The following is a 12,750-nucleotide window of genomic DNA, read 5'->3' as shown; positions in this document are numbered from 1 at the left end:
CACTTGAAATATATGTCGGACGATGTTTAAATTAAAATCGTGAGTATAAAATTTGCTAATGATGAAACGTTTTCATATTTAGTGAATTTGATCAGATAAAATCGAGCGGTTTGTGGAAACATCCACACAACTACCAAGAGAAAAAGGGGCGAAAGACTAGATGTCAAAAATCATCGCGATTAACGCAGGAAGCTCTTCCTTAAAATTCCAATTATTTGAAATGCCAAGTGAAACAGTATTAACAAAAGGTTTAGTAGAACGTATCGGTTTAGAAGATAGTATCTTCACTATTACTGTAGATGGCGAAAAACAAAAAGAAATTACAAACATTCCAGATCACGCAGTAGCAGTTAATATGCTTCTAAAAAAATTAACTGAAAACGGAATCGTTAAATCTCTAGATGAGATTGGCGGTATCGGTCACCGTGTTGTTCACGGCGGCGAAAAATTTGCTGACTCTGTTTTAATTACTGATGAAGTATTAGCTGATATCGAAGAATTAAGCGATTTAGCACCACTTCATAACCCAGCAAACGTTGTTGGTATTAAAGCATTCCAAGAAGTATTACCAAACGTACCAGCAGTAGCAGTATTCGATACAGCATTCCACCAAACAATGCCGGAATCTGCATTCCTATACAGCCTACCATATGAGTACTATGAAAAATTCGGCATCCGTAAATACGGTTTCCACGGAACTTCTCATAAATATGTAACTGAGCGTGCGGCTGAATTATTAGGTCGTCCAATTGAAAGCTTAAGCTTACTTTCTTGTCACTTAGGTAACGGTGCAAGTATCGCAGCAGTAGAAGGCGGTAAATCTATTGATACTTCTATGGGCTTCACTCCACTTGCTGGTGTAACAATGGGTACACGTTCTGGTAACCTTGACCCTGCGTTAATTCCATACATCATGGAAAAAACAGGCCAAACAGTAGAAGAAGTAGTTAACGTATTAAACAAGAAGAGTGGTATGTTAGGTCTTACTGGTTACTCTAGTGACCTACGTGACATCATTGCGAAAGAAGAAGAAGGCGACCACCGTGCGAAAGTAGCACTTGATGTATTCGTAAGCCGTATCCACAAATACATCGGTTCTTACACTGCTCGTATGAAAGGTGTAGACGCAATCATCTTCACAGCTGGTGTAGGTGAAAACAGTGCGATTATTCGTGAGCGCGTATTAGAAGGCCTTGAGTACATGGGCGTATACTTTGATGCAAAACGTAATAACGTATTCGGTGAAGAAGCATTCATCAGCTTCCCACACTCTCCAGTAAAAATTATCGTAATTCCAACTGACGAAGAAGTTATGATTGCTCGTGACGTACTACGTCTTGGAGATATTGGTTAATATATGAAAAGAAAGACGAGATCCTATAGGATTTCGTCTTTTTTCTTTTGGATGTATTTTAAAACTCCATCCGGATATAATATTTTTTCTTTCTGAATGAATGCCGTAATAGGAATCCATTTTGCATACGCTACTGTTTCCTCATCTTGTATATTTAATATTTTCATTTCATATAGTGACGTGTCTAATAAACGCAAAGAATATAGTTGAATGATTTCATGAACAATGTCTCCATCTAGATGAAAGACATTTTCTAAACAACCTAAATAATTGGTGATTTCCACTTCTGTATGAAGCTCTTCCCTAAATTCACGAATAACGGTATGTGCTGATTGTTCACCAAGTTCAATTGAACCACCAAGAGGTCGGTAAAATGTTTCATCGGCTGAATGATATTCTTGTACGAGAAGACGCCCGTGATGTATAGCAATGCCAAAAGCCTTTGCACGTGGATACATATACAATCACTCCTTATTTTTTTGTATAAGGAAGATTATAATATGTTTTGTAGTAAAGGTGTCATGTATTTAAGAATGTGGTTTAATCGTAATTCCATCAAATAAGTCTTTCCAAAATGCTTCATTGTATTGGTATACATCCATAATAGGACATTTCATAACGCAAACACGTTGTAATCCCCAATCTTCTTGGGTGATAGTTGGTATATCGGCAGGAATTAGTAACAGGACAGAGAATGTATGTGTAACGATTTGAGATAAAATTTGTTCTAGGGAACATGCTTCTTCATATGTTCCTCCAGTTCGAATAAATAATATGGATTCTGCCGTTTCAATTGTAGCTAGAAAACGATTAATACGATGTTCATAGTTTAACTTAATTTCTGTATAAGAAGGCCAAGAAGTTGGTGTGTTTACATCTGTTTTAAAGTCATGACAGGAGTCAATTTCATAAAGGTTGTCCCTTAATCTTAATTTTGCATCATCATCCCAAAATGAGATGAAGGATAAATTTTCGAAATTTAAAAAGCGGTCAAATCGATTTTGTAATAATACATTCACTTTTTCTAATGAGGGGCTTAGCATAAAATCAATAACGCCAAAAAATGGTGATAATTCTAATTGATATAATGCCCAAGCAGGCCAGCAGTTTTGTCCTAAGCTGAATACCGCATTATATTCTTTTTTTATATCGGATAGATTCATGTGATTTATCTCATCCTTTTTGTTAATATTTTATGCCATTCAAAAATGGTATGTGAATAAAGATAGACAAGCATATTTGCAAAGAATAAGCAGAAATATGTTACAATAGAAAAAAATCGAACGAGGTGGTTGTTACGATGCGATCGAAGCGAGAACAAGCCATTTTAGACAATATAAAAGAATGGGAAGCGCAATTAGTTGAGCAAGAAGCGACCGATTTTCAAAAAGTGTTTGATAAATGGTTACATACTACAGTTGCGAAATTACCTGAGAAAAAGCGAAAAGAATTCTTCACGAAAGCAGATGGATGGCTCTTTCATTTGCATGCATTTATTCAAAGTTCACAAGCACAGTTAGATGCACGTAATCGGATTTTAGGAACATCAAGATTATTTGATGAATCGATTGAACAGCTTGAAGATTTGAAAGCATTATCTATTGATCAATTAACATACATAGCAGAGCAGCAAACAGCACGTCATCGTCTATATTCATTTGTACAAGGCGGGGCAACAGGTGCTGGAGGTTTATTATTATTAACGGCGGATTTTCCGGTTATGATCGCGTTAAATGTGAAGGCAGTCCAACTTATTGCAACATCATTTGGACATGATGTGAACAAGCCGTATGAAATGATGCTTGCGTTAAAGGTGTTTCATGCGTCATTACTACCAGGAAGACTTCAGCAATATGCATGGTACAATTTATTGCAAGAGCTGGAGCAAGAAGATTCGTTCTTTTACGAAGGAGACGAAGCAGTGCTACAAACAGCTTCTACTGAGGTTGTGTTAAAACAAATTTTGAAGACATTTTCGATTTATGCTCTTCGTCGTAAATTATTCCAAGGTATACCGGTAATTGGAATGGCAATTGGATCTACAGTGAATTATCGTTTAACAAGAAACGTTACTGAATTTGCAAATAGATTTTATCAAGTGCGCCATATAGTCGAGAAAGAAAAAAGAGCATAAAAAAAGCGAGAGGCCGAAGCCTTTCGCTTTTTTAATTTGTTGCATGTTTTTTGGACATTGGAACAGATACTGGCTGTTTTTCTGCTGTTTTTTCTGTTTTTGGATAATAAATTAAATCCAATGTTTTTGCCTGTACGGCAATCGAAAGAATAGTAAAAGCAATTTCTGTCCAATTTAAATAATATAATGAAAGCGCAAGAACAATCGCGTCAAAGACGAAGAAAATTTGCCCAATTGTAAAACGAGTTCGTTTACTTAATACAATTGTTAAAATATCGTCTCCACCGGTTGCACCGCCAAATCGCAATATAAAACCGAGTCCAATACCAGCTAACGCACCGCCAACTACTGCAGCTATAAATAAGTTATTTGATAAATCTACCGTAAATGGAGAATAATTTTCCATAAAGGAATAAAATACTCCGAATGAAATTGAACCTAGGAATGAATAACCAACCATTTTTCTACCTAAAAATGAAGCGCACAGTAAAATAATTGGGATATCCATTAATACAGTTGAAATAGATGGTGAAATATCATAAAAGTTTTGAATGAATAGTGCAATTCCTACAAAGCCACCTTCTGTTAAGTGGTTTTGGAAGTGAATGTGATATAGCGCTGCTGCTAAAATAAATGAACCGATTAAAACCATAAAAATTTCTTTAATAATTTGCCGACTTTGGATGTTCCTCATCGTTATTCCTTCTTTCCGTAGTTAGTAGTCCTTTTTGTGTTGTAAACTAACTACGAGCTCACATGTAGCTTTCAGTTAGTTTACGAAAAAACTAACTACGCTATATGTCGCTGAAGAAATAACGAATAATCCTCTCGTCCATCAATTCTCCCTACCTTCGTTTTAGTTTAAGTCTTAAAACGACTAAACAAAACGTGGAGTAGGATTCGTCATTTAGCAATCCTGCTCTTCTTTGTTTTGTTTAGTTAGTAACAATTAAGTCCTAAACAAAACGCTATGTGTAAGAAGAGTCTTTTTTTTGCCAAATTATCCTTCGGGCAATCATAATTTCCCCACTCTCGTATTTTTTTCGCTAGACTAAAGTATCTGAGCTGAAAAATACGCTACGTGTATGATTCGTCAATACGATGCCACATGCTCCTTCGAGCGATCATGATATCAAAATCCCTTCCTTCAAGATTTATACTATTATATCATACTTTTAAAAAATGTATGCGGATGGAAACCGACAATAAACGGAGGGAATCTACAAAAATGTTATGTTTAAATATTTTTGTAGAAAAGCCTAAGTTATTTCGGAGGATTGGACAGTTTGTAACGGTTTGTCCAATAAGTAAGAAAAAAAGGGTTTTATTCCGTTGTATTCTTTTCATCACTTTTATCTTTAAAAAACGCATCCCAACTAATCACACTTAAAAAAGTTAAAGCGATAATAACGAAAGCACGCATAATCTGTAGACCTCCTTTTGTACATAGTATATGAATCATTCGATTCGGAATGTGTCATTTTTTTACAAGTCTTAACTATTATGAGAGTATATTAATATAGATAGATGAAGGGAAGAGTGAAGGTATGCTAAAAGGAATGTTCAAAAGAAAAGAATTAATATGTATTTCATGTCAGAAAAAAATTCAATATGAAGAAGAGCTTGTTGCTTTTGTAAAGTTGCCGAAAGAAAGAAGTATATTAGTTGGCCCTTTTGATGTGTGTTTGGCAAAAACAGCACAAGAGATATATTGTAAATCATGTTACGACAAAAAAAGCATGACCCAAAGTAATTGAGGGGCATGCTTTTTTCATTGGTGTGCTTTCCCCTCAGATACATTTTGAGTGAGTCGATACCAAAGCCAAAGGTCATTAATGATGGAAGCAAGATCGGCAATTTCTGAATTTAGTTTACAAGAAACTTCGAAGTCTTCTTCGTTATTTAAATAATGTTGTTTTGTATTAATATAGTGCTCAAGTTCTTTTATACGATCAGGAATTTTCCCGCGAACTTGTTCCCATTTTAGTAAAATAGCATGTTGCATTTTTTCGGGGATTTCTTCCCAGTCTTCTTGTAAATGTGGAATTTCAATTCCTAGATGTTCATCGTATAAGAAATACTTTTCCATAAGTTCACCCCCGTTTTCCTGCTTATATTGTACAGAAAAACAGAAAGAAGTTCGACGAAATTGTTTGAAAAAATTTGAAAATGACTCTTGATACATTTTGTGAAAGGTGTTAAAGTGTGAATTATTATAAAAGAAAATGAATATTTATTCTTTAGGGGGATGCAAAATGGAGAAGAAAAAAGTTGTATTAGCATATTCCGGAGGTCTTGATACTTCCGTTGCAATTAAATGGTTACAAGAGAAGAATTATGATATTATCGCGCTTTGTTTAGACTTAGGGGAAGGTAAAGACTTAGCATTTGTAAAAGAAAAGGCACTTTCAGTAGGTGCAATTAAATCATATATGATTGACGTTCAAGAAGAATTTGCAAACGAATATGCATTGATGGCGATGCAAGCACACACATTATACGAAGGAAAATACCCTCTTGTCTCTGCATTATCTCGTCCGCTTATTGCAAAGAAATTAGTAGAAATCGCAGAACAAGAAGGCGCAACTGCAGTTGCACACGGATGTACAGGAAAAGGAAATGACCAAGTTCGTTTTGAAGTTTCTATCCAAGCATTAAATCCTTACTTAGAAGTGATTGCGCCTGTACGTGAATGGAAATGGTCACGTGAAGAAGAAATTGCATATGCAAAAGAAAACGATGTACCAATTCCGATTAATTTAGATAGCCCGTTTTCAATCGATCAAAACTTATGGGGGCGCAGCAACGAATGTGGAATTTTAGAAGATCCATGGGCAGCGCCGCCAGAAGATGCATATGAGATGACATTAGCGTTAGAAGATACACCGAATAAACCAGAGTTTGTAGAAATCGGATTTGAAGCAGGCGTACCGACTACTTTAAATGGCACTGCATATTCACTTGCAGAATTAATTAAAACGTTAAATGCGCTTGCTGGAAAACACGGCGTTGGACGTATTGATCACGTAGAAAATCGTCTTGTCGGTATTAAATCTCGTGAAGTATACGAATGCCCAGCAGCAATGACGTTAATCACTGCGCATAAAGAGTTGGAAGATTTAACACACGTAAAAGAAGTAGCACATTTTAAACCAGTGATTGAACAGAAAATAACAGAACTTATTTATAACGGTTTATGGTTCTCACCTTTAAAACAAGCGCTTCATGCATTTTTACAAGAAACGCAAAAGAATGTAACAGGTACAGTGCGTGTGAAATTATTTAAAGGTCATGCGATTGTAGAAGGACGTAAATCTGAGTACTCTTTATACGATGAAAAATTAGCAACATATACTGCCCAGGACGAATTTAATCATGATGCAGCAGTTGGATTCATTTCATTATTTGGTTTACCGACGAAAGTATACAGCCAAGTGAATCAAAAGAAGGTGGAAGCGTGAGCAAACTTTGGGGCGGACGTTTTACAGAAGAAGCGGAAGCATGGGTTGAAGAGTTTGGAGCATCCATCTCCTTCGATCAACAATTAGTAAATCAAGATATAAACGGGAGTATTGCACACGTCACGATGCTAGCAAAGCAGAGCATCGTGACGAAAGAAGAAGCAGAGAAAATAAAGGTAGGTCTTCAATATTTATTGAAAGAAGCAAAAGAGAATAAGCTACAATTTTCAGTAGAAGCAGAAGATATTCATTTAAATATCGAAAAGATGTTAATTGAACAAATTGGCGAAGTAGGAGGGAAACTTCATACAGGCCGAAGCCGTAACGATCAAGTGGCAACGGATATGCATTTGTATTTAAAAGAAAAGGTAGAACATATTATAAAAGCTACAAAGCAATTGCAAACTGTTCTTGTTCATCAAGCAGAAAATAATATTGAAACGATTATGCCTGGCTATACGCATTTGCAACGTGCCCAGCCGATTTCATTTGCTCATCATATTCTCGCTTACTTTTGGATGTTAGAGCGTGATGTAAATCGTTATGAAGATTCGTTAAAGCGTATTAATATCTCCCCATTAGGAGCAGGAGCGCTAGCTGGGACGACATTCCCGATTGACCGAGAATATAGTGCGGAGCTTCTTGGATTTAATGGAATATATGAAAATAGTTTAGATGCAGTAAGCGATCGTGATTTCATACTGGAGTTCTTAAGTAACTCATCTATGCTTATGATGCACTTATCGCGCTTTTGTGAAGAACTTATTTTATGGAGTAGCCAAGAGTTTCAATTTATTGAAATGAGCGATCAATACGCAACTGGAAGCAGCATTATGCCGCAAAAGAAAAACCCGGATATGGCAGAACTAATCCGTGGTAAAACAGGCAGAGTATACGGTAATTTATTCAGTTTACTTACAGTAATGAAAGGATTACCGCTCGCTTACAATAAAGACTTGCAAGAAGATAAAGAAGGAATGTTTGATACAGTAAAAACAGTAGAAGGATGCCTTCATATTATGGCGGGCATGCTTGAAACGATGACTGTAAACAAAGAAAAAATGGGGCAAGCTGTGACGCAAGATTTCTCCAACGCAACAGAAATTGCCGACTATTTAGCAAACAAAGGACTACCATTCCGTCAAGCTCATGAAATTGTTGGGAAGTTAGTGCTACATTGCACACAAAAAGGAATTTATTTATTAGATGTCCCGCTTGAAACATATCAAGAAATGAGCTCTTTATTTGAAGAAGATTTGTATGAAGTTCTTTCACCATATGCGGCTGTAAAGCTTCGTAATAGTGCGGGTGGAACAGGATTTGAACAAATCAAAAACGCTTTGGAGAAGGCGAAGGGGTTAGTTGGAGAGTTTGTTGGAAGTTGATTGATTTTATAGGGAAGAAGGTACGCTAATCTTGATGGAGAGAAGCTTACCTTCTTTTTTTATAGCCACAAATTAATCATACTTATGTCGATCTTCCGTAATTCGAATATACTCAATATCCATCAAATCTCTAAGTAATGCACCGTTACTTAGTTCAACGCCATGTTTCTCTTTAAAATGAGTACGAATCGTATCTAGCATTTCGAGTTCTTTCCCATTCACATCTAAAATAATACGTTCAGAATCATCCATGTTGCATCCTCCTTTTTTACACATATATATTTTGTCCGTCTATTTCTAAAAAATGTATGTTAACGTAATGTTAGGAAATAAGAAAGGGATGAAAAATGAGACGTATTTATTTTATAGGGTTAATTTTGTACACGCTAATTGTATTACATGTTGCATTCCCAAATATCTTTTCATTTGAGGATTTAGAAACAGTACACGTTGCGATATTTATTTTTGCTCTATTTGTAGTAGATTGCTTTATTTCTATATGGATTTCGAAAAGAAAAGATATACAAGGTGAAAAAGAAATGGAACGGAAAAAGAGAAAACATTCATTTTGGATGATGACATACTGTTTGTCTTTAGTGCTTACTGCTGCTTTTTTTAGTGAACATATTCCATTAGAAAGATTAAATATTGGATTTGGTGCGTTCGTATTTGCATACTATTTTTTTATGCACTTTCTTCCTTATATGAAAGAAAAGCGAGGAGAAGAGGAAAATCCGCTTGTAGAAGAAGCGAGAGAGCAAGAGCATAAGAGAATAGAAGAAGATATAAAGAAACTCGGAGAACAAAAGTGGTATTTAAAATCAAAAATCATATATGTTCTTTGCTTTATTACGCCGCCAATTGGCTATTTGTACGTTTTCTTACTTCGTAAAAAAATGACAGCAGATGCAAGGCAAACGTACTTAACGATCGCGACAATTATGATGGCATTATGGTCTTTGAAGTTTCTTCCGCCTTATGTGTTGGCAATTACCGTTGTTGTCGTAGCATGTCTTGTGTTTATAGTGAAGTTTATAAAATGAAAAACACCAAGTCTATGTGGACTTGGTGTTTTATCTATAAATTAAAGCTCACCTTGTTCCTCATCACCACGAACAACAAGGACATCGCATTTCGCATAGCGAATAATATGTTCAGAGACGCTACCAATTAGGAAACGCTCAACAGCATTTAAACCAGTCGCACCACACATAATTAAATCTACTTTATGGTTTGGAGCGATTTCTTTTGAAATTTTTGATTTAGGATTACCGAATTCTAATACAGTTTCAATTTTTTCAAGACCAGCTTCAAGCGCAGTTTTTTTGTAGTCTTCTAATAAGTCTTCTGCAAATAGATTTGCACGTTCCGCAATTGCACGGCTATAAGCTTCTACTGCTGAGTATGCTTTTACATCAACGATATGAGCAATTGTTAATGTTGCATTGTTGCGCTTTGCGACTTGAATTGCTTTTTTAAAGGCTTTTTCTGCTTCTTTAGAACCATCCACCGCGATTAAAATATTTGTATATGTATTATTCATAGTAAATTCCTCCCAATCTGTTTTATAACTGTTTACAACTTAATTATAAAACAAATTTTGGTAACGTGCTTGCCAGAAACGTTACAGAATTTTGAAAACTCTGTTTCAATTCATTTTAGTTGTAATTGGAGCGAGAACTTGTTACATATGAAGTATAGCAATTTAAAAGGGGGCAGTTTTGTGAGACATGCGCTCATTACAGCCGGTACGAAAGGTTTAGGAAAGCAAGTAACAGAAAAATTATTGGCTAAAGGCTATTCAGTAACAGTAACGTACCATAGCGATATCACGGCTATGGAAACGATGAAAGAAACATATAAAGATGTGGAAGAGCGTCTACAATTCGTGCAAGCGGATGTCACGAAAAAGGAAGATTTACATAAAATAGTAGAAAAAGCGATGAGCCGTTTTGGCAAAATTGACTTTTTAATTAATAATGCTGGTCCATATGTATTTGAACGAAAAAAGTTAGTTGATTATGAAGAAGATGAATGGAATGAAATGATTCAGGGAAATTTAACAGCGGTATTTCATTTATTAAAACTTGTCGTTCCGGTCATGAGAAAACAGAACTTTGGCCGTATTATTAATTACGGATTTCAAGGGGCGGATAGTGCACCGGGATGGATTTATCGTTCAGCTTTTGCCGCAGCGAAAGTAGGACTTGTTTCATTAACGAAAACAGTTGCTTATGAAGAAGCGGAGTATGGTATTACTGCGAACATGGTATGTCCTGGTGATATTATAGGCGAGATGAAAGAGGCAACTATTCAAGAAGCACGTCAGCTGAAAGAGCATAACACACCGATTGGTAGATCTGGAACAGGTGAAGATATTGCAAGAACCATTTCGTTTTTATGTGAGGACGATTCCGATATGATTACCGGTACAATTATTGAAGTGACTGGTGCAGTGGATGTTATTCATAGACATCGATAGAATAAAATAAGATGAAGTTTCGAATAATTGGACAGTTTATCCATTGTGCTGAGAGGTGCGGATAATACTGTCCTTTAATATAAAATTAAATCTATCGGAAAACTCGTGTTATTTTTTTGTCAAATATTGAGATATTATGTTAAAATATAAGAGCGTAGAAAGCGCTTTAAAAAATGATTCAGGGGTCATTTCATAACTCAAGGGGGAACTAATCATGCGTATCGGTATTCCAACAGAAATTAAAAACAATGAAAACCGTGTGGCAATGACGCCAGCGGGAGCAGTACATTTAGTACAAAATGGTCATGAAGTTTTTGTTCAAAAAGGAGCAGGTTTAGGATCTGGCTTTACGGATGAAGAATACGTACAAGCTGGTGCGAAACTTGTAGAAACTGCTGAAGAAGCATGGAATCAAGATATGGTTATGAAGGTAAAAGAGCCAGTAGCAAGTGAATACGGCTATTTCCGTGAAGGTTTAATTTTATTCACATACTTACACTTAGCTCCAGAACCAGAATTAACGAAAGCATTAATCGATAACAAAGTTGCATCAATCGCATATGAAACAGTACAATTAGACAATCGTTCTTTACCATTACTTGCACCTATGAGTGAAGTAGCTGGTCGTATGGCTGCACAAATCGGTGCACAATTCCTTGAGAAAAACAAAGGTGGTAAAGGTATTTTACTTGCAGGCGTTCCAGGGGTAAAACGCGGCAAAGTAACAATCATCGGCGGTGGTCAAGCTGGTACAAACGCAGCTAAGATTGCAGTAGGTTTAGGTGCAGATGTAACAATCATTGACTTAAGTGCAGAACGTCTTCGTCAATTAGATGATATTTTCGGTAACCAAGTAAAAACATTAATGTCTAATCCATATAACATTGCAGAAGCTGTTAAAGAATCTGACCTTGTTATTGGTGCAGTATTAATTCCAGGTGCAAAAGCGCCAAAACTTGTAACTGAAGAAATGATTCAATCAATGGAACCAGGTTCTGTCGTTGTAGATATCGCGATTGACCAAGGTGGTATTTTCGAAACAACTGATCGTATTACAACTCATGATAACCCAACTTACGAAAAACATGGCGTTGTTCATTATGCAGTTGCTAATATGCCAGGTGCAGTTCCACGTACGTCAACTCTTGCATTAACAAACGTAACAGTACCATATGCAGTACAAATTGCTAACAAAGGTTACAAAGATGCTTGCTTAGGCAACACTGCATTACTAAAAGGTATTAACACATTAGATGGCTATGTAACATTCGAAGCAGTTGCAGAAGCGCACGGCTTACAATACGCTGATGCGAAAGAGCTTCTTGAAAAAGCTCCTGCTTTATCATAATAGAAATACATTCGAGACCTTCCTTTATGAGGAGGGTCTTTTTTTATGGAGAAATAACATGTGAATAATTGTTATTTATTGGTGTAAATTGATTTTTATTATGATAATTTAGAATTATATAACAAAAAGAGGGGATTCAATGGGGAGCAAAAAGAGGAAGAAAAAGCAAGTTAAGAGACAAGAGTATATGAAGAGAAAACAGGAACAGAACATACCTTTTTCAAAAAAAGTAGTCCTTATGATAGAAAAAGTATTTCGATATATTTGTATGTTCTTGTATGTGATTTTTTGTGTGTTTTTATGTGGGATGGTTAAAAGTTTGGGGATAACCCCTAATGTTATTGAAGGTATTTTTGGCGTTATGCTTGTTATGGTAGAAGGAATCTTATTCTTTATATTATTTGATAAAGTATGGCCTAGTCATGAAAGTAAAAAAGATAGAAAAAGAAGCAAAAAATCTTCATCCAATTCAAGCTCATCAAGTGGATTCGGTGACTACAGTAGCAACGATTGTAGCAGCTCAAGTGATGGTGGAGGAGATTGCGGAGGTGGTGGAGACTAAGTTAGTTTTTCAGAAGAACGACTA

General features: G+C 35.9%; 15 protein-coding genes. 9 read left to right on the top strand and 6 right to left on the bottom strand.

Translation table 11 applies throughout. The features are described from left to right. The first annotated feature begins 160 nt into the window (after positions 1-160). Positions 161-1,354, top strand: a complete 1,194-nt coding sequence (gene ackA / locus NST27_RS22690; protein WP_000034575.1) for an acetate kinase — start codon at positions 161-163, stop codon at positions 1,352-1,354. 23 nt (positions 1,355-1,377) lie between these two features. Here the strand turns inward: ackA and NST27_RS22685 are convergent, their stop codons facing one another. Together NST27_RS22685 and NST27_RS22680 are read right to left on the bottom strand one after the other, a co-directional pair. After that, the gene (locus NST27_RS22685; RefSeq protein WP_047386957.1) at positions 1,378-1,812 is read right to left on the bottom strand and encodes an NUDIX hydrolase; all 435 of its coding nucleotides are present in this window, start codon (positions 1,810-1,812) and stop codon (positions 1,378-1,380) included. Between the two features lie 69 nt (positions 1,813-1,881). Beyond that, positions 1,882-2,517: a DUF1796 family putative cysteine peptidase gene (locus tag NST27_RS22680; protein WP_001053730.1), complete on the bottom strand. Its 636-nt coding sequence runs from the start codon at positions 2,515-2,517 to the stop codon at positions 1,882-1,884. 137 nt (positions 2,518-2,654) lie between these two features. On the opposite strand from NST27_RS22680, the gene NST27_RS22675 reads away from it, so the two are divergent. Beyond that, positions 2,655-3,488: an EcsC family protein gene (locus tag NST27_RS22675; protein ID WP_001256853.1), complete on the top strand. Its 834-nt coding sequence runs from the start codon at positions 2,655-2,657 to the stop codon at positions 3,486-3,488. A 31-nt stretch (positions 3,489-3,519) separates the two neighbouring features. Here NST27_RS22675 and NST27_RS22670 read toward each other — a convergent pair whose 3' ends face one another. Beyond that, positions 3,520-4,182: a YitT family protein gene (locus NST27_RS22670; RefSeq protein ID WP_001244515.1), complete on the bottom strand. Its 663-nt coding sequence runs from the start codon at positions 4,180-4,182 to the stop codon at positions 3,520-3,522. A gap of 853 nt (positions 4,183-5,035) precedes the next feature. Here NST27_RS22670 and NST27_RS22665 point away from each other — a divergent pair. Then, positions 5,036-5,245, top strand: coding sequence for a hypothetical protein (locus tag NST27_RS22665; protein WP_000911986.1), 210 nt, complete (start codon positions 5,036-5,038; stop codon positions 5,243-5,245). 14 nt (positions 5,246-5,259) lie between these two features. Here NST27_RS22665 and NST27_RS22660 read toward each other — a convergent pair whose 3' ends face one another. Further along, positions 5,260-5,577 (bottom strand): hypothetical protein, encoded by a 318-nt coding sequence (locus NST27_RS22660; RefSeq protein ID WP_000417218.1) that lies wholly within the window; start codon positions 5,575-5,577, stop codon positions 5,260-5,262. Between the two features lie 166 nt (positions 5,578-5,743). On the opposite strand from NST27_RS22660, the gene NST27_RS22655 reads away from it, so the two are divergent. Beyond that, positions 5,744-6,949: an argininosuccinate synthase gene (locus tag NST27_RS22655; RefSeq protein WP_000412315.1), complete on the top strand. Its 1,206-nt coding sequence runs from the start codon at positions 5,744-5,746 to the stop codon at positions 6,947-6,949. After that, complete coding sequence (gene argH, locus NST27_RS22650; protein WP_047386954.1) at positions 6,946-8,334, top strand: argininosuccinate lyase; 1,389 nt, start codon at positions 6,946-6,948, stop codon at positions 8,332-8,334. Before NST27_RS22655 ends, argH begins: the two co-directional genes overlap by 4 nt. A 72-nt stretch (positions 8,335-8,406) precedes the next feature. Here argH and NST27_RS22645 read toward each other — a convergent pair whose 3' ends face one another. After that, positions 8,407-8,586, bottom strand: a complete 180-nt coding sequence (locus NST27_RS22645; RefSeq protein WP_000342765.1) for a hypothetical protein — start codon at positions 8,584-8,586, stop codon at positions 8,407-8,409. Between the two features lie 95 nt (positions 8,587-8,681). On the opposite strand from NST27_RS22645, the gene NST27_RS22640 reads away from it, so the two are divergent. Then, a complete protein-coding gene (locus tag NST27_RS22640; RefSeq protein WP_001252886.1) occupies positions 8,682-9,377 on the top strand; it encodes a hypothetical protein in 696 nt (231 codons plus the stop codon). Between the two features lie 41 nt (positions 9,378-9,418). Here the strand turns inward: NST27_RS22640 and NST27_RS22635 are convergent, their stop codons facing one another. Beyond that, complete coding sequence (locus NST27_RS22635; protein WP_001066673.1) at positions 9,419-9,877, bottom strand: universal stress protein; 459 nt, start codon at positions 9,875-9,877, stop codon at positions 9,419-9,421. Positions 9,878-10,024: 147 nt separating this feature from the next. Here NST27_RS22635 and NST27_RS22630 point away from each other — a divergent pair, with 147 nt between their 5' ends. The 3 genes from NST27_RS22630 to NST27_RS22620 all read left to right on the top strand — a co-directional run bounded on the left by NST27_RS22630 (position 10,025) and on the right by NST27_RS22620 (position 12,726). Continuing rightward, positions 10,025-10,816 carry an SDR family oxidoreductase gene (locus NST27_RS22630; RefSeq protein WP_002005829.1) on the top strand — a complete coding sequence of 264 codons (792 nt, stop codon included), beginning with the start codon at positions 10,025-10,027 and terminating at the stop codon, positions 10,814-10,816. A gap of 214 nt (positions 10,817-11,030) precedes the next feature. Then, entirely contained in the window at positions 11,031-12,164 is a 1,134-nt protein-coding gene (gene ald / locus NST27_RS22625; RefSeq protein WP_001219398.1) for an alanine dehydrogenase, read from the top strand. Between the two features lie 139 nt (positions 12,165-12,303). Then, positions 12,304-12,726 carry a hypothetical protein gene (locus tag NST27_RS22620; RefSeq protein ID WP_000534946.1) on the top strand — a complete coding sequence of 141 codons (423 nt, stop codon included), beginning with the start codon at positions 12,304-12,306 and terminating at the stop codon, positions 12,724-12,726. The last annotated feature ends 24 nt before the right edge of the window (positions 12,727-12,750 follow it).

The organism is Bacillus sp. FSL W8-0770 (genome assembly GCF_038008705.1).
In the GTDB taxonomy this organism is placed as follows: Bacteria; Bacillota; Bacilli; order Bacillales; family Bacillaceae_G; genus Bacillus_A; species Bacillus_A cereus.
Note: the sequence above shows the minus strand (reverse complement) of the source record. Positions and strands in the feature narration are given on the sequence as shown.

Bases quoted from the DNA above. Each gene is read 5' to 3' on its own strand.
- ackA (WP_000034575.1), top strand. From the start codon at position 161: ATGTCAAAAATCATCGCGATTAACGCAGGAAGCTCTTCCTTAAAATTC.
- NST27_RS22685 (WP_047386957.1), bottom strand. From the start codon at position 1,812: ATGTATCCACGTGCAAAGGCTTTTGGCATTGCTATACATCACGGGCGT.
- NST27_RS22680 (WP_001053730.1), bottom strand. From the start codon at position 2,517: ATGAATCTATCCGATATAAAAAAAGAATATAATGCGGTATTCAGCTTA.
- NST27_RS22675 (WP_001256853.1), top strand. From the start codon at position 2,655: ATGCGATCGAAGCGAGAACAAGCCATTTTAGACAATATAAAAGAATGG.
- NST27_RS22670 (WP_001244515.1), bottom strand. From the start codon at position 4,182: ATGAGGAACATCCAAAGTCGGCAAATTATTAAAGAAATTTTTATGGTT.
- NST27_RS22665 (WP_000911986.1), top strand. From the start codon at position 5,036: ATGCTAAAAGGAATGTTCAAAAGAAAAGAATTAATATGTATTTCATGT.
- NST27_RS22660 (WP_000417218.1), bottom strand. From the start codon at position 5,577: ATGGAAAAGTATTTCTTATACGATGAACATCTAGGAATTGAAATTCCA.
- NST27_RS22655 (WP_000412315.1), top strand. From the start codon at position 5,744: ATGGAGAAGAAAAAAGTTGTATTAGCATATTCCGGAGGTCTTGATACT.
- NST27_RS22645 (WP_000342765.1), bottom strand. From the start codon at position 8,586: ATGGATGATTCTGAACGTATTATTTTAGATGTGAATGGGAAAGAACTC.
- NST27_RS22640 (WP_001252886.1), top strand. From the start codon at position 8,682: ATGAGACGTATTTATTTTATAGGGTTAATTTTGTACACGCTAATTGTA.
- NST27_RS22635 (WP_001066673.1), bottom strand. From the start codon at position 9,877: ATGAATAATACATATACAAATATTTTAATCGCGGTGGATGGTTCTAAA.
- NST27_RS22630 (WP_002005829.1), top strand. From the start codon at position 10,025: ATGAAGTATAGCAATTTAAAAGGGGGCAGTTTTGTGAGACATGCGCTC.
- ald (WP_001219398.1), top strand. From the start codon at position 11,031: ATGCGTATCGGTATTCCAACAGAAATTAAAAACAATGAAAACCGTGTG.
- NST27_RS22620 (WP_000534946.1), top strand. From the start codon at position 12,304: ATGGGGAGCAAAAAGAGGAAGAAAAAGCAAGTTAAGAGACAAGAGTAT.